The 18,348-nt window shown below is 61.4% G+C and carries 16 protein-coding genes and 3 tRNA genes; 8 read left to right on the forward strand and 11 right to left on the reverse strand.

Annotated features, from left to right (window positions below):
* Nucleotides 1-90: 90 nt before the first annotated feature.
* On the reverse strand, nt 91-948 hold the full coding sequence (locus K5607_RS13330) for an NADP-dependent methylenetetrahydromethanopterin/methylenetetrahydrofolate dehydrogenase (protein WP_221047311.1): 858 nt from the start codon (nt 946-948) through the stop codon (nt 91-93).
* A 204-nt stretch (nt 949-1,152) separates the two neighbouring features.
* On the opposite strand from K5607_RS13330, the gene fchA reads away from it, so the two are divergent.
* The 6 genes from fchA (at nt 1,153) to K5607_RS13360 (ending at nt 4,682) form a co-directional block, all read left to right on the forward strand.
* On the forward strand, nt 1,153-1,776 hold the full coding sequence (gene fchA, locus K5607_RS13335) for a methenyltetrahydrofolate cyclohydrolase (RefSeq protein WP_221047312.1): 624 nt from the start codon (nt 1,153-1,155) through the stop codon (nt 1,774-1,776).
* 83 nt (nt 1,777-1,859) lie between these two features.
* Nucleotides 1,860-1,936, forward strand: a tRNA-Pro gene (locus K5607_RS13340).
* 4 nt (nt 1,937-1,940) lie between these two features.
* Nucleotides 1,941-2,017, forward strand: a tRNA-Arg gene (locus K5607_RS13345).
* A gap of 55 nt (nt 2,018-2,072) precedes the next feature.
* Nucleotides 2,073-2,148, forward strand: a tRNA-His gene (locus K5607_RS13350).
* Between the two features lie 245 nt (nt 2,149-2,393).
* A complete protein-coding gene (locus K5607_RS13355; RefSeq protein WP_054772846.1) occupies nt 2,394-2,813 on the forward strand; it encodes a BLUF domain-containing protein in 420 nt (139 codons plus the stop codon).
* Between the two features lie 240 nt (nt 2,814-3,053).
* Nucleotides 3,054-4,682 carry an HD domain-containing phosphohydrolase gene (locus tag K5607_RS13360; RefSeq protein WP_221047313.1) on the forward strand — a complete coding sequence of 543 codons (1,629 nt, stop codon included), beginning with the start codon at nt 3,054-3,056 and terminating at the stop codon, nt 4,680-4,682.
* A 174-nt stretch (nt 4,683-4,856) separates the two neighbouring features.
* Here the strand turns inward: K5607_RS13360 and K5607_RS13365 are convergent, their stop codons facing one another.
* From K5607_RS13365 to nifH, 8 genes are all read right to left on the reverse strand, one after another.
* Nucleotides 4,857-5,822, reverse strand: coding sequence for a hypothetical protein (locus K5607_RS13365; protein ID WP_054772844.1), 966 nt, complete (start codon nt 5,820-5,822; stop codon nt 4,857-4,859).
* A gap of 11 nt (nt 5,823-5,833) precedes the next feature.
* Nucleotides 5,834-6,103 carry a DUF6129 family protein gene (locus K5607_RS13370; RefSeq protein WP_054772843.1) on the reverse strand — a complete coding sequence of 90 codons (270 nt, stop codon included), beginning with the start codon at nt 6,101-6,103 and terminating at the stop codon, nt 5,834-5,836.
* A complete protein-coding gene (locus tag K5607_RS13375) occupies nt 6,100-6,834 on the reverse strand; it encodes a dinitrogenase iron-molybdenum cofactor biosynthesis protein (RefSeq protein WP_054772842.1) in 735 nt (244 codons plus the stop codon). The genes K5607_RS13370 and K5607_RS13375 overlap by 4 nt, the downstream gene beginning before the upstream one ends.
* Nucleotides 6,835-6,946: 112 nt before the next feature.
* Entirely contained in the window at nt 6,947-7,147 is a 201-nt protein-coding gene (locus K5607_RS13380) for a 4Fe-4S dicluster domain-containing protein (RefSeq protein ID WP_054772841.1), read from the reverse strand.
* A gap of 3 nt (nt 7,148-7,150) precedes the next feature.
* Complete coding sequence (gene nifT / locus K5607_RS13385) at nt 7,151-7,375, reverse strand: putative nitrogen fixation protein NifT (protein WP_054772840.1); 225 nt, start codon at nt 7,373-7,375, stop codon at nt 7,151-7,153.
* 183 nt (nt 7,376-7,558) lie between these two features.
* Nucleotides 7,559-9,130: a nitrogenase molybdenum-iron protein subunit beta gene (gene nifK / locus K5607_RS13390; RefSeq protein ID WP_221047314.1), complete on the reverse strand. Its 1,572-nt coding sequence runs from the start codon at nt 9,128-9,130 to the stop codon at nt 7,559-7,561.
* Between the two features lie 284 nt (nt 9,131-9,414).
* Nucleotides 9,415-10,902 (reverse strand): nitrogenase molybdenum-iron protein alpha chain, encoded by a 1,488-nt coding sequence (gene nifD / locus K5607_RS13395; RefSeq protein ID WP_054772839.1) that lies wholly within the window; start codon nt 10,900-10,902, stop codon nt 9,415-9,417.
* 105 nt (nt 10,903-11,007) lie between these two features.
* Nucleotides 11,008-11,895: a nitrogenase iron protein gene (gene nifH / locus K5607_RS13400; RefSeq protein ID WP_054772838.1), complete on the reverse strand. Its 888-nt coding sequence runs from the start codon at nt 11,893-11,895 to the stop codon at nt 11,008-11,010.
* A 521-nt stretch (nt 11,896-12,416) separates the two neighbouring features.
* Between nifH and K5607_RS13405 the strand changes: the two genes are divergently transcribed.
* Nucleotides 12,417-14,402, forward strand: coding sequence for a sensor domain-containing diguanylate cyclase (locus K5607_RS13405; RefSeq protein WP_221047315.1), 1,986 nt, complete (start codon nt 12,417-12,419; stop codon nt 14,400-14,402).
* An 85-nt stretch (nt 14,403-14,487) separates the two neighbouring features.
* Nucleotides 14,488-14,757: a DUF1640 domain-containing protein gene (locus K5607_RS13410; protein WP_054772837.1), complete on the forward strand. Its 270-nt coding sequence runs from the start codon at nt 14,488-14,490 to the stop codon at nt 14,755-14,757.
* A gap of 215 nt (nt 14,758-14,972) precedes the next feature.
* Here K5607_RS13410 and nifA read toward each other — a convergent pair whose 3' ends face one another.
* Both nifA and nifL read right to left on the reverse strand, forming a co-directional pair.
* The gene (gene nifA / locus K5607_RS13415) at nt 14,973-16,508 is read right to left on the reverse strand and encodes a nif-specific transcriptional activator NifA (protein WP_221047316.1); all 1,536 of its coding nucleotides are present in this window, start codon (nt 16,506-16,508) and stop codon (nt 14,973-14,975) included.
* Nucleotides 16,501-18,114: a nitrogen fixation negative regulator NifL gene (gene nifL, locus K5607_RS13420; RefSeq protein ID WP_082411351.1), complete on the reverse strand. Its 1,614-nt coding sequence runs from the start codon at nt 18,112-18,114 to the stop codon at nt 16,501-16,503. The genes nifA and nifL overlap by 8 nt, the downstream gene beginning before the upstream one ends.
* Nucleotides 18,115-18,348: the final 234 nt, after the last annotated feature.

Here is an 18,348-nt window from a genome sequence, read left to right on the forward strand (position 1 = left end):
GATAGACGAGCCGAGCCTGGCGGCAACGTTGGCGGAAAAGCGGAACGGACTTGCCGCGGCGAACGTCGGCAAGCCGTGGAGAGGTTAGGTTTAAGCCATGCTCTTGGCCAAGGCGAAAATTTCCTCGGCGTCGAACACTTGGTCGTTGGATTCGAACAATTTGCCGATGCAAGCCCGGTGCACCGCCAGTTTCAGGGTGCCGAAGCCGATAGCGCCCCAACAGATTTTGCCGTGACGTTCGGCGCCCCGATCGAACATCTCCATGCCGGCGATCCCCAAGGGCGGCGTCGCGTTGGCGTCGGCCAGCATCTCCAGATGGGGGTTATCTTTCCAATGCTGCTCTTCCAGCAACAACACGCCGGCGGCGCCGCAGGCGAAAACGATCTGGGCGTCGGCGATGGCGGCGGCGCGCGCTTCGTTGTCGACCGCTTCCAGCGGCGTCAGCGTCACGCCGAACCGGACCCGCATGTCCTCGCAAGCTTTCACGGCGCGAGCCATTTGCCGGGAGGTGACAGCCACCCGCGCCCCTTCCTTGGCCAACATCACCGCCGCACGTTGCCCCACAGGCCCGGTACCGGCCAACACCACGGCCTTCTTGCCCGCGATGGCGCCGCTGGCGGCCAGCTTGGCCACCCCCGCCGCCGCGGTGGTGTTGCTGCCGTTACTGTCCAGCATCACGGATACGCGAAAATCGGCGAAAAATTGCTTGCGCACCGCCTGGAACAGGGCCTGCCCCGCCGCCAAGTCGCTGCCGCCGACAAACAGGGCGGTATTCTTTTTCTCCTTGGGCGGCCGGGTAAAAATAGCGCCCTCCACCAATGGAGTAACGTTTTCCGGGGTCACATTGGCATGGCCGATGACGTGATCGGCCCCCCCGTCGTAGGCCACCACGGTATCGAAGACGGAAGCGAACGAATCGGTGTCGAGCTGGAACAGAAGTTTCTTCATGGAAAGGCGCGCTAAGCCGAGTTGCGGTAAAAGGGAAGCCCGCGCAAACGCGGGACGAAAAACGCTATAAAGTAGCCTAACGGCCATGGAGCGGCAACCGCCGCCACGCCCGCCAAACGGCGCGGCCTTGGGCCGTCCCCTTTCAATGCTTTACAATGGCCGGTTTTACCGCATCTTTCACACACTGGCTCGAGAGGTAATCGGATGATCAAAGACAAGCCGGTCCAAACCTTTTTGGACGAACTGGCCAGCAAGTCCTCCACGCCCGGCGGCGGCAGCGCGGCAGCGGTGATGGGCGCCATGGGCGCCGCCTTGGTGAGCATGGTGTGCAACCTCACCATCGGCAAAAAAGGCTACGAAGCGGTGGACGCCGACATGCGCGCCCTGCTGCAGCGGACGGAAGCCCTGCGGGCCAAGCTCGCCGACATGGTACGGGCCGATGTGGAGGTATTCGACAAAGTCATGGCCGCCTACGGCCTGCCCAAGGACAGCGACGAACAGAAGGCGGCCCGCAGCGCCGCCATCCAGGCCGCCCTCAAGCAAGCCACCGACGTGCCCATGGAATGCGCCCGCGCGTGCGCCGAAGCCATCGCCCTCAGCCGCATCGCGGCGGAACAAGGCAACCGCAACGTCGTTACCGACGCCGGCGTGGCCGTCATGGCCGCATACGCCGCGCTCAAATCCGCCGCGCTCAACGTTTATATCAACACCGGAACCATCCGGGACAAGGATTTCGTGGAACAGCGCGTGGCGGAACTGGAAGCGATCCTGACCGTCAACGAAGACGCCACCGCAGAAATCTATGCCCTGGTAAAAAGCAAGCTTTAACGCCGCCGCGTTGACCTTATAGAAAAATCCGGCTAGAATTCCGCTGCTTCGAAGATCATCTCGCGGCGGAGCGGTTAATCGATCGGGGTGTAGCGCAGTCTGGTAGCGCGCCTGGTTTGGGACCAGGATGTCGGGGGTTCGAATCCCTCTACCCCGACCAAGATGCGCTTGTAGCTCAGCCGGATAGAGCATCGGCCTTCTAAGCCGAGGGTCGCAGGTTCGAGCCCTGCCAAGCGCGCCATTAATGGCAAGATTTCTAGCAGTTATTCCGCTTCGCGGCGGTTTCAGTTTCAATGGTGGGCGTAGCTCAGTTGGTAGAGTACCGGATTGTGATTCCGGTTGTCGCGGGTTCAAGCCCCGTCGCTCACCCCATACAATCAAAGGCTTAGCTTCGGCTAAGCCTTTTTTTTGGCTAACGCGCCCAACTTTGGCCGAACGGCCATGTCTTACCCTCTTGAACGGCGACGGCGAGACGGATCTCCGGAAAACTCAACCACAAGACGCGCCGTACCCAGTACGAAGGGTTGCGGAACCCCCTCGGACGATCAAGCACCGCGGAAAAACGCCATGTTCGGCTAATCCAGCATGTTCACACTTCTATTCAGGGGGCGTTACCCATGATTCATCTTCTCTACATCAGCTCCGCCACGAGCTGGCCGAGCGAAACCGACCTCATCAAGCTTCTCGAGCAATCCAGGGAAAGGAATCGACGTCAAAATATTACCGGAATGCTTCTATATAATAACGCCACGTATATGCAAGTGCTTGAGGGGGATAGCAAGGACGTGCATGAAATATACGATGCGATCTGCCGCGACGAGAGAAACACCGGCAACGTAAAGCTGTTTGAACATGAAATCATCCGCAGGGACTTTCCGGATTGGAGCATGGGCTTTAGAAATCTCGACACTTGCTCGCCGGACGAACTCCCCGGATTTATCGACATTTTCAACGGAAAACTCGACAAGCAAATCGCCATTAACAACAAAATGGCTGTGGTCGATTTGATGGTCGGTTTCGCCAAGAAATACAAATAAGAGCGGCCGAGCGCTTCGTCCGGGCGTGCCGGCGCTGCCCCTTGCCGCGCGCGGAGGCGGTATCATTCCCATTTTGCGTCGTGTTTTGAAGCCGTTTCGGGAGGGTCGGACCCCGAACCGGCTTTCCACAAAGCTTTTCGCCGCCACGCCACAGCTCGTAACATGCTGATTTTATTGAATACTCTTGCATGGAGCGCTGCTTGGCGCGATTATTGATAGCTAACGGCGTCCCCCCCTGGCTTGGGCGGCGGATGCCCGCCCCGCCGAATTAGATTATGTTCCGACGAAGAAAGTAAGCGTGAGACAGGAGGAGTTTTCAGCATGGACTTAACGAATCAAAATTTTTTCTTAGCGCATCTAAAAGCGGTTTCCCAGAAGGACAGCATCCACACCGTCGAGGAAATTCAGGACAGTAACGGGAAAAAACTGCTGGATCGCAACGAGCTGCTCGAACCGCAAAAACTACAGAAACTGTCGCAAGCTCAGCTCAAAAAGCCGATTTACGCCTGCATCCGCTTTATGGAACCGTTGACGATGGCCGCCATACGGCTGCACATGCAAAAGGCCATGGACCAATCCCCCGGCGCGCGTCTTTTCGAGCGCACGCCGCAGGGACAGCAGGTAGCGCTGGAGTGCCTCAACCGGGTAACGCTACCGCTGCCGCTGCTCAACCTCCTCACGATAATGTCGAAACGGCTTCCGGAGCTCTACACGCACAGCTTGGAAGTGACGTTGATCTGCACATACATCGGCACGTTGCATCGCATGCCGTTTTCCGAGCTGGTAAACCTGATGTACGTGGGCTTGTTCCACGACATCGGCTCGATGTTCCTGTCCCCCCATCTGTTGGACCGGGAAGGCAAGCTAAGTTGGTCCGATTGGCGCCAAATTTATACCCATCCCACGCTGAGCTACACGATACTCAAGGATGTGCAGGGCTTGTCGCCGCATGTTTTAGCCGCCGTACGCCAACATCATGAGCGCATCGACGGAAGCGGCTATCCGCAGGGCCTGACCGACAAAAAACTGGGCGAATTGGGAAGAGTCGCAGCCTCCGCCGAATTGATCGCAAGCGTTGCGCAGCACAAATCCCAATACCATTTAACGACGGTGCTGAACGCCAATATCGGCAAGCTCGATCCGGCCGTGCTCGACACGATGGCTAAAGTGCTTGCCGGCATCGGCAGCGACGATGCCGTGCAGGCATCGGACAACGCCGCGATCTACGGGCTGATCGATGTGGTCAACGATGCTTTGGCGCGCTGGCAAAGCATCGATCCCCCATCGCGCGCCCACCGCGCGCTGGAAAAAGTCGCCAACGGCCTTTCCGCCGTGGAGCGGATCGTCAACGAATCGGAATTGTCCGCCGACAAGCTGGCGCCTCACGACGCCGACGCCATGGTGCGCCTGAAACTCTCCCAAAAAACGATCGGCGCCATTGAAGAGGCCAAATATCAGCTGTTGCAAGTGTTGCAGGATGTCCATCGCAACAAGGCCACTTATATGGCTATAGAACCGGAGGAGATATCCAAAGCCCTCGGCCGCTGGGTGGCTGAAACCGACAGACGCTTCAAGGGCTTGGGCGAACTCGCCGCCGCTGCAGCCGCCAACGCCGAGCCTTCCCAAACAAATGGCGACGCCTCGGAGGCCGCGTCCGACAACAAGGAGGAGTTGTTGTGGTATTGCATGAAGAACGGAAAAAAGCACGGGCCGCTTAGCGCCTTGAACGTTATGGAATTCATCCAGAAAGGTGAATTACGCCCGGTGGACTTGGTCTGGCGCGCCGGCCTCAGCCATTGGTCCATGGTGAGAACCGTGCCGGAACTGTTCAATTGGGACACGAAACTGGCGGAAAAAGAGCATCAGTGAATCGCGCCCATGGGGCGTTCCCAGGCATACGGGGAAAACGCGGGGGAGCCCGTCTTGCGATTTGCTCTCCCGATAAAGACGAAGGGGTCAAGCAAAGCGCCTACCCCTTAGCCGGCACGGCGGCTAACGGCCGCCCGGCCGGCATTCCTAAGCACGTCCGCACGGGCCCTTCGATCAAGCGAAGTAGGGAGCCGACGCCCAATCCGTGAGCACCTGGGCATCTTTGGCCGGCAGATAGGCATAATCGCGACCGAGGTCGCGCACGACCGCGTCGCCGATGTGGGGAGACACGCCGCAGCCTTTCAGCATGTGGAAGAACCAGGCGAACGGATACCCCGCGTCGGCGTCGAAGCGGCTCAGCAAACTGGCTAGCGCCTTGCCCCTGACCGGCGCCACGTCGTTGAGATGGGCCGGCCCGGTCTCGCTGGTCGCCACCACTTCCACGTTCATGATGCGTTCGTTATGGCGGCCGACGAGTTGGGAAAGACGCAAAGTCCATTGCCGGCAAAACGCCGTGCCGCTCTGGCCTGCGCTGGAGCGGTTCCAGTCGTCGATGAAACGCTGGACCGGATGGGGGTCGGCTCGGTGCACCGCCAGCTCGGCAAGAAACAGCGCCACATCGGTCTTGCGCCGGTAGGTGTAACGGGGCGGCGCCACCGCATAGGGTGTGACCCGAGCCGGCTCCAAGGGATCCACCAATTCTTCCAAATCGCCGGGCGCCTCCTGCGGATCCACCACATACCGGTCGGCCAGCTCTTGGGTGCGATCGACCTCGATTTGCACGAAGTCCTGGGCGCGATCGCCGGTACGCACCGTGATATACAAAGTCATCCCCCGTTGCAGGGTGGCCACCAGGCGCTGTTCCCGGCAATGGCGCACCAGGGTTTGCAGATTCTGGCCGCATTCCAAAAACGCGCGCTCCGACCACTCCATCAAATCGTGGGCCAGCCGCTTGCCGTCCCGGTCGATGACACCGCCAAGGCGGTACCATTCATGGCCAACCCGCGCCAATTGCACCGGACTGTCCGGTTGCGCCTGCTGCAATCGCTCGATCAACAGGCTGTCGTCGGCACCGGGCGCCGTTTCCCGACAAAGGCGAGCGACTTGCTGGCCGTCTAATATGGTTGCAGTCATGGTCATGGCCGCCGTCCTCACGCCTCGTCGACCAACTCGGCCACCAGCAAACCGGTGGCCGCTGCGGCATCGCCGGTCAGCTTCAGGCAGTGATCCCGGCCGTCGACCAGATATAGATTGAACGACTGCTTCCGTAAAACCGGCTCGACGCCGCCCACGTCGTCGTCCATGCAATAGGAGAAATGCACGCCGGGGTATGTGCCGCGCAGTTCGGCCAGCACCGCTTCGCCGGGGCCGGCGCTTTCCACCCGATCGGCCACGGACCGCAGCAATTCGTCGGCGATCATGCGGCGTCCTCCTCGGCCTCCGCGGCGAAGCGCACCCGCTGCTCGGGCGTCGCGCCCATGATTTTCGCCAGCCAGGGCGGCGGCGAGCCGGCCAGCACCGTTTGCAGCTTGGCGATGACCTGGGGCGCCGGCTCTTCCTGGTTGAGCTTGATGGGATAAATGCCGGCCTTGACCACCTTGGCGGCGGCCGGCCCGCCCACCGACACCACGTACAGCACCTGGCAGTCCTTGATCAGGTTGGCGCGATAGGCGTTGCGGTCGTCGGATTGGTCGGCGCCCACCGTGGAGCGCAGGTCGATCAAGCGGCTTTCGTCGCGGCTGACTTGGTACACCAGGAAGCGCAGACAGGAGCCGAAATGGCCGTCGGCTTCCTCGCCGACGTTGGACGCCACCGCCACGCGCACCGAACCGGGCATCTCGCCCTCGGCATAGGCCTGGATCGGCGGCAAATCGGCATCGTCGGCTTCGCCCCACAGGATGCGTACCGCTTCCTTGTATTGGGGGATGGCGATGGTTTCCACGTGTTCGGTGTCTTCTTCGCCGTCGGGGCTGGCGAAGCCGGTTTTTAGCTGGGTGACGGTCACCTGGGCCAGCTTTTCCGCCGTGAGGGGCGCGCCCAGTTTTTCGATGAGCAAATCCAGCAACTGCCGGGGATTCACGTCGGGCAATACCCGCGCGGCCAAGCCGATGCGCAGGGCCAGATCGCGGGACAGGGGTTCTTGGGCGGACATGGGACACCTCCGAAATTTGCGTTGGGACAGACGGCGGCTGTATCCGGTTCCGGTAAGCCACCCTATCCCCTACCCCACTCCCGCCAGCGGGAGTGGGGTTCGGAAAAACGGCTCAAGCCGCCAAATGCAGGATGCAGCCGTCCACAGGGCAGACTTCCACGCACTTGGGCTTCTTGTAGACGCCCTCGCACTCCGTGCAAGAGGCCTTGTCGATTTTGAAAGTCACCTTGCCTTCGGTGATGGACGAAGTCGGGCAGACCGGTTCGCAATCGCCGCAGGAAATGCATTCTTCGGCAACGATATACATGGCCATGGTTCAATCCTCCGTAGCGGCGCGCTTGGCGCGCAGGGTAATGGGCAATTTGGGCGGTGCCGGCAGGGGCTCGATGAAGAACCGTTGGCCGTCGCCCAAGGTGACGTTGCCGCCCCACTGGTCGGCGCTGTCGAATTCCAGCGATTCGATGGTTTCTTCCAAATCCTTCTTCGGGATGTAGAAGATCAGCTTGTCGCTGGCGTCTTTGCGAATCATGACTTCGGGCATGAGGTTCTCCTTCCGAAAAGTCCCTCTCCCTGTGGGGAGAGCGAAGCGAGGGGGGCGTAGCCGGTTGGGGCGAGGGAGATCAAACAGCCGTGGCTAAACAAAGCGTTTCTAGCCATAAGGAAAAGGCCGCTTAACACCCCTCACCCTATCCCTCTCCCTGGGGGAGAGGGGACGAGGATGGAACTACCTCACGAGGTCGTAGTTGTAGTCCGTGGTGCCCATGCCGCGGGTTTCGTCGTCCAGGCGTTCCAGCACGGCGTTGACCAGGGTGGTGAGGATGTAGAACGCGCCCTCGTAGCCCAGGGTGGTCATGCGATGCAGGTGGTGGCGGTCGAAGATCGGGAAGCCGATGCGGATCAGCGGCACCTCGAACTCTGCGCCCTTGTACAGCGTGTCGCGCTGGATGAACTTGCCGTAGCTGTTGCCGATCATGAAATCCGGCTTGTCGGTGAACACCAGGGAGCGCATGTGCCACAGGTCGTTGCCCAAGTACACCTTGCCGTTCACGCCGTAGGGCGATTCTTCCAGGATCTTCTCCACCGCCTTCTTCCAACGCTTGTTGGCGTTGTGGCAAAGGATGTGGGTCGGCTCCGCGCCCAGTTCCAGCAGGAACTTGACCATGCCCATAACGAAGTCCGGATCGCCCCACAGGGCGAATTTCTTGCCGTGCAGCCAGGCGTGGGAGTCGGTCATGGCGTCAACCAAGCGGCCGCGCTCCACTTCCAGGGAAGCGGGAATCGGCTTGCCGGTCAGTTCCGATACCTTCATCAGGAATTCGTCGGTCCATTCCAGGCCCATGGGGATGTTGAGCTTGGGAATGTCGTGATTCCAAGTGCCTTCCACGAACTTCTTAGTCTTCTCCAAATGCCAGGGCTGCAACAACACCGTGGTGATGGCGTTGGGCGCGTCCTTGATCTCGTCCATGGTCGTGCCGCCGGCATACATGCGGAACTGGCCGTCGGCCGGGGTGTCCAGCACTTCCGTAGGGTCGCTCAGCAGGGTATGTTCCACGCCCATTTCGTTGAGCATGCGGTGCATGACGCGGTAGTTGCCCAGATAGGTCTCGAAGCCCGGCACCAGGTTGAGCTTGCCGTTCTTGCCCGGCGCCTTGTCCTCCATGTGGTTGAGGGTGAAGTAGCGGGCGATGCCTTCGAACATATTGTCCCAGCCGGTGGTATGGCTGCCGACGAAGCTGGGCGTGTGAGCGAAGGGCACCGGGTAGTCGTCGGGGATGTGCCCTTCCTTCTTCGAGTTGTTGATGAAGGCGTTGAGGTCGTCGCCGATCACTTCCGCCATGCAGGTGGTGGACACCGCGATCATGTCCGGCTTGTACATGGCCTTGGCGTTGGCCAGCCCGTCGAACATGTTCTTCTGGCCGCCGAACACCGCCGCGTCTTCCGTCATGGAGTCGGACACGCAGGAGACGGGCTCCTTGAAGTGGCGGTTGAAGTAGGTGCGGAAATAGGCCACGCAGCCTTGCGAACCGTGCACATAGGGCAAGGTCTTCTCGAAGCCCAAGGAGCACAGCACGGCGCCCAGGGGTTGGCAGGCCTTGGCCGGGTTGACGGTGAGCGCTTCGCGCTGGAAGTTGAGCTCCTGGTATTCCTTGGAAGTGGTCCACTGGAACACTTCTTCGATTTTCTCGTCCGGATGACGCTCTTCGTACAGCGCCCGCTTCTCCGCCAGGTTGTCTTTGTATTCCTGGTCGCGGAACAGCGGATAGCTGGGTTTGATGTTCTCGACTGACTGACTCATGGTAATGCTCCTTTGCGCGCCACTAATCCGTGGACGACGCAACAAGGGTTGATTCGGTGTCGGCACCGCCGAACACGTCACTCGTAGGGTGGGTTAGGTGCGCCAGGCGCCAAGCTCCAATTCACTCATGGCCTTGGCGCGCGCCGTAACCCACCATTCGGCGCCGGCCGGTGGGTTACGGCGCGCGGAAAACTCCTTTTGCAACTCAACGCTATCCTGAAACGCGCCACAGCCGCCGCAAAGCGGAATAATTAAGGCTGCTTGAAACCCACCCTACATTGCGATCACGCTCCCGCCGCCACCCGCTGCGCGGTCGCTTCGGTCGCCGCCTTTTTCCAAGGGGCGCTGATCTGCTTCCAGCACGGATTGTTGATGGTCATGTCCATATCGCGGGCGAAGATGGCGAAGCCGTCGTAGCCGTGGTACGGGCCGGAGTAGTCCCAGCTGTGCATCTGGCGGAACGGCACGCCCATCTTCTGGAAGATGTACTTTTCCTTGATGCCCGAGCCGATCAGGTCCGGCTGGATCTTTTTCACGAACTCTTCGAATTCGTAGCCGGTCACGTCGTCATAGAGCAACGTGGCATTGCCCATTTCCTTGATGGTGCGGTCATAGTCGTCGTTGTGGGCGAATTCGTAGCCCGTGCCGACCACTTCCATACCCAGGTCTTCGTAGGCGCCGATCACGTGGCGCGGACGCAGGCCGCCGATGTAGAGCATGACTTTCTTGCCCTGCAAACGCGGCTTGTACTTGGCGATGACCGCTTCGTATTCCGCGGTGTAGCGGGCGATGACCTTTTCGGCGCCTTCCTTGATCTTGTCGTCGAAGTGCGCAGCGATTTTGCGCAGGGATTCGGCGATCTTGGTGGGGCCGAAGAAGTTGTATTCGATCCAGGGAATCGAATACTTCTCCTCCATGTGGCGGGCGATGTAGTTCATCGACCGGTAGCAGTGGATGAGGTTGAGCTTCACTTTCGGCGTCAGCTCGATTTCCGACAGCGTGCCGTCGCCGGACCACTGCGCCACCACGCGCAGGCCCATTTCTTCCAGCAGGGTGCGGGAAGCCCAGGCGTCGCCGCCGATGTTGTAGTCGCCGATCACCGCCACGTCATAGGGGGTGGTTTCGAAGCTCTCGTCGCCGTCGCGGTTGCCCAGCACCCAGTCGCGCACCGCGTCGTTGGCGATGTGATGGCCCAAGGATTGGGACACGCCGCGGAAGCCTTCGCAGCGCACCGGCACCACCGGCTTTTCGATTTCCTTGGCGGCCTTCTTGGACACGGCTTCGATGTCGTCGCCGATGAGGCCGATGGGGCATTCGGACTGCACGGAAATGCCTTTGTGCAGCGGGAACAGCTGTTCCACTTCAGTGATCAGCTTGGCCAGCTTCTTGTCGCCGCCGAACACGATGTCCTTCTCCTGGAAGTCCGAGGTGAAGTTCATGGTGACGAAGGTGTTCACGCCGGTGGTGCCGATGTAATAGTTGCGGCGGCCGGCGCGGGAGTACTGGCCGCAGCCCACCGGGCCGTGGGAGATGTGGATCATGTCCTTGATGGGACCCCACACCACGCCCTTGGAACCGGCGTAGGCGCAACCGCGGATGGTCATCACGCCCGGCAAGGACTTGCGGTTGGAAGTGATGCACTTGCTGGACTTTTCGACCGAGGGGTCGTTGACCGCCAAGTGCTTGGCGCGGTCTTTCTTGGCTTTTTCGGGATAAACCTCCAGCACCTCCTGGATGAGGGCTTCGGTTTCCTCGCGGGTTAAAGCTGCCATGATGTTTCTCCTAATGGAATCGGATTCAGGCCGGGGGAGCCAATCCGCACACCCCGGTCCCTTTGCCGGCGGCGGAGCCGTAGCCCCGCCGGTCCAGGCGCGGCTTTAAGCCGCCACGGCCTCGTCGGCCGCCGACTTGCCGACGATGCTTTCGTCCACTTCTTCCATGATGCCGAATTCCATCAACAGGTCTTCCAGCTCGTCCATGGTGATGGGCGTCGGGATGACCAGGTTTTTGTTGTCGATGATCTTGCTGGCCAGGGAGCGGTACTCGTCGGCCTGCTTGGCGGCCGGCTCATACTCGATCACCGTCATGCGGCGGATTTCGGCGCGCTGTACCACGTTGTCGCGCGGCACGAAGTGGATCATCTGGGTGCCCAAACGGCGGGCCAGCTCCATGATGAGCTCGTCTTCGCGGGCGCACTGGCGGGAGTTGCAGATCAGGCCGGCCAGACGCACGCCGCCGGAGTTGGCGTACTTCACGATGCCCTTGGCGATGTTGTTGGCGGCGTACATGGCCATCATTTCGCCGGAGCAGACGATGTAGATTTCCTGGGCCTTGTTTTCGCGGATGGGCATGGCGAAACCGCCGCACACCACGTCGCCCAGTACGTCGTAGAACACGAAGTCCAGGTCTTCCTCGTAGGCGCCTTCTTCTTCCAGGAAGTTGATGGCGGTGATCACGCCGCGGCCGGCGCAGCCGACGCCCGGCTCAGGGCCGCCGGATTCCACGCATTTGACGTTGCCGTAGCCGACCTTGAGCACGTCTTCCAGCTCCAGGTCCTCCACGCTGCCCGCGTCGGCGGCCATTTGCATGATGGAGTTCTGCGCCTTGGCGTGCAGGATCAAACGGGTGGAGTCGGCCTTCGGGTCGCAGCCGACGATCATGACTTTCTTGCCGGCTTCGGCCAGTGCGGCCACCAGGTTTTGCGTGGTGGTAGACTTGCCGATACCGCCTTTGCCGTAAATGGCGCATTGACGTAATTTGGCCATGGGTTCCTCCTAGAGTGCGATTGGATTCGGTGGATTGTGGAACGGTCCGAATGTCCTTTTGCAAAGGCGGTGCCAATCCACAATAGCAACGCAAGCCAATGATTTTTCGCTAGTTTTTTCATAGAAACGTAACCGGCCGACTCGTTGCAAAGGCGACATAGCCCGGAGCGGCTGTTGCCTTAACGACACAAATTTCATGGAAATTCCGCCCCACGGTTCGCCCAGCGCGGCGTGAAACCGGTCACGGCCCCGCCCCCTGCGGCTCCGACCGCCTCCCCCGCCAGCAAACGCCCCGGTATTTACCTACCGCAACCGTAGGGTTTAAGATTCCAGCGGGCAACGATTCCACTGAGCGTCCCGCGCCGAGCCGTCCGGAACGGCCTTGCCGACGACTCCGCATTCCCGCGTGCGGAGCGATCTTCGTTCGCATGCCACGCCCATCCCAAACAGAGCCGCCGTTCGCGGCCAACGATTGGAACGACCGACAACAACGATTCATTACCGCCAATCCGCCATCAGAGATGGACCTACCCCGCTCAAGAACCGCCCCCGCCAATACGCCGGATTTTTCCAGCCGGGGAAAAGTCATCTTCATCGTTTCGCTGTTCGTGGTGATTTCCATACTCATGGAAAGCGCGATTTACTTGCAGGCGAACATTTTCGACGGCGTGCGCGCCTACGTTCGCGGCGAAGGTTTGTGGGCCAAGGCGCAAAAGGACGCGGTGCTCTATCTGGAGCGCTATTCCTACAGCCACTTGGAATCCGACTTCCTCGCCCACCAAAACTCGGTGCAAGTCACCCTGGGCGACAGGCAAGCCAGGCTGGCGCTGGACGAAAACCCGCCCGACGAAGCCGCCGCCTATCAAGGCTTCCTGCAAGGCAACAACGACCCCAACGACGTGGGATCGATGATCTGGTTTTTCCTCAACTTCCAGAACGTTTCCTACATGCGCGACGCCATCGCCATTTGGCGCAGCGCCGACCACGCCATCGAAAGCCTGGTTGCGACGGGACGGGAACTCAGACAGGAAATCGTCGCGACGGGAGGCCGGCCGGAACGCGTCGCCGCCTTGCGGGCCCGGCTGCAAGTCCTCAACGACGAACTGCTCCAATTGGAAAACGGCTTTTCCACCACCCTGGGCGAAGGCGCGCGCTGGGTCAGGGCCGCCGTATGGACGGTGAGCGTGGCGATGCTGGGGGTTTTCGTCGGCATCGCCATTTACGTCAGCCACCAGATCATCCGCAGGATCGCCAAATCGGAGCGCGAGCTCATCGCCAGCGAGTCGCGCTTCCGCAGCCTCAAAGACTCCAACACCATCGGCATCGTCTCCTGGCGGATGAACGGCCTGATCGACGAAGCCAACGACATCTTCCTGGACATGATCGGCTACAGCCGCTCGGACCTGACGGAAAAGAAAATCGACTGGCGCAAGATAACCCCGGACGAATTCCGCCCCAGGGATGCGCAAGCCGTCGAGGAACTGGCGCTCCACGGCCGCTGCGAACCCTACGAAAAAGCCGTAACCCACAAGGACGGCCACCTCGTTCCGATCTATGTCGGCGCATCCTTGCTCGACAACGACCAAGAGCAAGGCGTCGCCTTCATCATGGATTTGAGCGAGCGCAAAAAATCCAAGGAACAATTGAAACTGGCCGCGACGGTTTTCGCCGCCAGCAACGACGGCATCCTCATCACCGACCCGGCCATGCGCATCGTGTCCGCCAATCGCGCCCTATGCGGCATGACCGGCTACGACGAGGAGGAGCTGAAAGGAAAAACGCCGAAAATCCTGCAATCCGGCTATACCACGGCCAAGCAATACCAGGACATGCGGCATTCCCTCCAGGAAAACGGCCATTGGCAGGGGGATATCGTCGACCGCATGAAAAACGGCACATTGCTGCCGGTGAGGGCCAGCATCAGCGCGGTGAAAGACGCCGCCGGCCAAATAAGCCATTACGTGGCCATACTCTCGGACATTTCCGAACGCAAGGCGGAAGAAGAACAGCTCCGCCATCTGGCCCATCACGACACGCTGACCGGCCTGCCCAACCGCGTGTTGTTCAACGATCGCATCACGCAAGCCATCAAACACGCCGCGCGCCATCGGCGCCGGTTCGCCGTGCTGTTTTTCGACCTCAACGACTTCAAGCCGGTCAACGATCGCTACGGCCACGAGGTGGGCGACAAGCTCCTGCAGGAAGTGGCCGCCCGGCTGAGCATGAACGTCCGCGGCGCGGACACCGTCACGCGCCTGGGCGGCGACGAATTCGTCATCCTGCTGGACGAAATCAGCGACCGGCAATCCGTCGACAACGTACTGAAAAAAACCGTCGACTCGATCTGCGCTCCCTGCCGCATCGACGGCCACGACATCACCATCGGCGTCAGCGCCGGCGTAAGCATCTATCCGGACGACGGTATCGACGCCCCGTCCCTCGTACACCACGCCGACACCGCCATGTACCGCAGCAAGAAAAACAAAGGCCGCAGCCGGGAGGGATAAAGCGGTGCGCACCCCGCATGGCTACGAATTGGAAGCGCCAATGCCTCTTTACGTCCGTGGTAGACTGAAAGCAGGAGGAACACCCATGGCAACCATCGCATTCGATACATTGAAGTTCGCCAAGCGGCTGAAGGACGCCGGTATCCTGCCCGCCCAGGCCGAAGCGGAAGCCGAGGCCCTGGCCGAGGTGCTGGAAGTGAACTTGAAGGACTTGGTCACAAAAGAAGACCTGGGGCGGGAAGTCGAGTTGCTGCGCCGCGACATGCGCGAAATGGAGCAACGCATGGTCATCAAACTGGGCGGCTTGATGGTGGTGGCCGTGGGCGCCGTGGCCACGCTGGTGAAGTTGCTGTAAGGCCTCACCCTTTGTTGAGGCGAACACACACCGCCCCCGCCGATTCAGCGCATAATCCGTGAACCTCAAAAGCCCCGGCGGGATTGTCCCGCCGGGGCTTTTACATTGCAACTCGTAACCCGCATTTGACATAGGGCGCAATAGCGGTCCTCCGCGTATTGCGCCGCATGAACACTCTACATTCGGCGCAATACGGCTATCGCCTCGCACCTTCCTCAAATCTGCTTGATCGGAATATTCAAAATCCTCACCCGATAGGCGATCTGCCTTGGCGTCATGTTGAGCAATCTCGCGGCCTTGGCCTGCACCCAGCCGCAACGTTCCAGGGCGGCGATGACCCTTTCCCGTTCGTCGATGGATTCGTCGGTGTAATCGATGTCGGCCACCGCCGAGACGGGGCGTAGCGGCATGGCTTCCTCCAGACCGGTTTGCGCCATCACCAGTTGGTCGATGACGCCGTCGGGGCTGAGGATGGCGGCGCGTTCCAGGGTGTTTTCCAGTTCGCGCACGTTGCCCGGCCAGTCGTGGCGCAGCAGCATGCGGGCGGCGCTTTCCTTCAGTTCCAGTTTGCGTCCGCCCTGTTGCTTGGAAATGCGCTCCAGCAGAAATTTCGCCAGGGCCGGTATGTCTTCCAGGCGTTCGCGCAGGGCCGGGGTGTAGATAGGCATCACGTTGAGGCGATAGAACAAGTCCTCGCGGAAATTGCCCTCGGCCACTTCGTCTTCCAGGTTGCGGTTGGTGGCGGCGATGACGCGCACGTTCACCTTCAGCGTGTGGCTGCTGCCCACCCGCTCGAATTCGCCTTCCTGCAGCACGCGCAGCAGCTTGGCCTGGAAGGCGGGCGACACTTCGCCGATTTCGTCCAGAAACAGCGTGCCGTTGTTGGCCGCTTCGAAGCGGCCCTTGCGCTGGCTGAGCGCACCGCTGAAGGCGCCTTTTTCGTGGCCGAACAGTTCCGACTCCAGCAGGTTGTCCGGCAAGGCGGCGCAGTTGAGCTTGACGAAGGGGCCGGAGGCGCGGGCCGAGTTGTAGTGGATGGCGTTGGCGATCAGCTCCTTGCCGGTGCCGGACTCGCCGCGGATCAGCACGGTGGTGTTCCATTTCGCCACCTGCCGCACCAGCTCGAACACTTTATGCATGGCCGGGGTGTGGCCGACGATGTTGTCCAGGCCGTAGTTCTTGCGCAGGCTTTGGCGCAGATGGTCGTTTTCGCTCACCAGGGCCTGCTGGCGCTGCTCCAGGCCGCGCAGGGCGCCGACGCTCTGGGCGATGAGGTTGGCGACCATTTCCAGGAAGCGCGCTCGCTCGCCCAGCAGCTGGGCGTCCAAAGGCTGGGCCGCCAGCACGCCCACCAGTTCGTCGTTGCCGTAGCGGATCGGCGCGCCGATGAAAGGCAGCTCCGGTTCGTACAGGCCCATGCGGCCGAGGAAACGCGGCTCGTCGGCGATGCGCTCCACCACCACGGTGTGGCCGGCGTCCAGCACCGTGCCCATGACGCCTTCGCCCGCTTCGTAGCGAATCGCTTCGCGGGGATTGTCGGCGCCGTCGTCGCGCCGTACCGTGCATACCGACAGGGCGTCGCTGTCCGGATCGCGCAGCGCGATCATGCCGCAGCGCATGTCGGCGTGGTCGTGCAGCTCGTCCAATACGCCGTGCAGCTTGCGCTTCAATTCCTGGGCGCTGCTCAACACTTGGCTGACCCGATAGAGGGCGTCCAGTTCTTTTTCCACTAAAGCGTTGCGCTCAGCCATGGGAAATCGCCGTCTCGGTTAATGTTTGAGCCCCCGCCAGGGAAAAGCGCAACTCCATGCGGCAACCCCGGTCGTAATCCGGATCGACGCGGATCATGCCGCCGTGCTGGTTCACCACGTCCTGGGCCAAAGCCAGCCCCATGCCGGCCCGCCGGCCGCCCTGCTTGGTGGTGAAAAACGGCTCGAACACTTTGACGGCCAGCTCCGGCGCGATGCCGGAACCGCTGTCCTCCACCCAGGCGCGCACCACGTCGCCGTCCACCGCGGTTCCCAGACGCAGCTCCCGCGGTTTCCCGCCGGCGCGGTTCATGGCTTCGATGGCGTTGTCCAGCAATTGCTTGAACAGGGAGCGCAGGCGGTTTTCCGCGCCCAGCACCCGCGGCGTTTGCGCCGCGGGATTCCAGTCCACCACGATGCCGCCAGCCAGCAGCCGCTGCGTCTCCAACTGGATCACGTCTACCAGCACTTGGTTCAGGTCCACCACGGCGAAAGCGCCGCCGTCGCTTTCCGGCAGGCAAGCGGACAAGGTGGCGACGGAACGCTCGCCCTGCTCCAGCACCTGCCGCAGCACGTCGATGACGCCGCCTAATCCGTTGAACTGGTTCGCGGGATCGCCGCGCCGTTCCAGCATGCCCTTCACCGCCGCCAGCATGTTCATCGGCCCCTGCATCTGGTGAATGGCGGCGGACAGGGTTTCCCGCAGGCTGCCGAGCTTTTCCTCCTCGGCGGTGATGGCCTTGATGGCGCTGAGGCGCAGGGATTCCTGCTGGCGCTTGATCCGGCTGATGTCGCTCAGCACCAGCAACAAATAGGTTTGCTTCTGGCGGCGGAAAAAGGCGCCGACGCTGTCGTCGCCGTTGACGAACCAGGTGCCGGCGCAGGCATACCAGCGGCTCGGCCGGCCGCCGCTGGGTTCGACGCGCACCTCCCGGTCGCGGAAAGCCTGGCCGGCATGGCGCAGCTTGTCCCAGTCGTCGCCGCGCAAGCGCTCCAGGAACAGCCGCACCGGCTCGCGAGCCCCCAGATCGCTGACTAGGGCCTTATAGGCGTTGTTGTCCAGCACCACCTTATCCTCCTCGTCCAGCAGCACCGCCGCCATGGGCAAGGAATCGATGACCGCTTCGATCAGCACCTTCTGGTTGCGCACGGTCTGCTCCAGGCCGTGCAGTTCGGTCACGTCCCGGTGGATGCCCAGGTAATGGAGGCCCTTGCCGGCCTCGTCGCGCACCGGCGCGATGGTGAGGTCGGCCAAATAAGGCTTGCCGTCCCGGTGGCGGTTGATCAGCCGGCCGCGCCACACCTGGCGGCTCATCAAGGTTTCCCATAGGTCCTCGTAAACGTGCTGCGGCGTGCGCCGGTCGGACAACATGGATTCGTTGCGTCCCACCGCTTCTTCGGCGCCGTAGCCGGTCACTTGGCAAAAGGCCGGATTGACGTAAAGGATGTTGGCCTTGGCGTCGGTAATGGAAATGGCCAGCGGCGATTGCTCCACCGCCTGCACGAATAAGCAGGGGGGCAAACCGAAGGACTCGGCGATGCCGGCGCAATCGGCCGTATCGGCCTGCCGCTCCCCTTTGGTGCGTTCGCCCTGCGTTGGTTCTTTCATGCGATCCCCTGAATTAACGCCCGATGCAACAAACCCGACAGAGCCGGGCTTCCAGCGCCGTAACGGCGATCTGTCCCGCCTCATTGCCTAGCGCCGATGCAAGGGGCGGGCCATCGGCCCAAAGCCGTCGCCATCGCCGAATCGCTTGTCGCCTTTCCGACAACGGCGCGCATGGGCAAGCCTTTTGCCTCAAGTGCGACACGGCGAACGTAGCGCGTTGAGCGACGCGCGCCG

It is taken from the genome of Methylogaea oryzae (assembly GCF_019669985.1).
Taxonomy (GTDB): domain Bacteria; phylum Pseudomonadota; class Gammaproteobacteria; order Methylococcales; family Methylococcaceae; genus Methylogaea; species Methylogaea oryzae.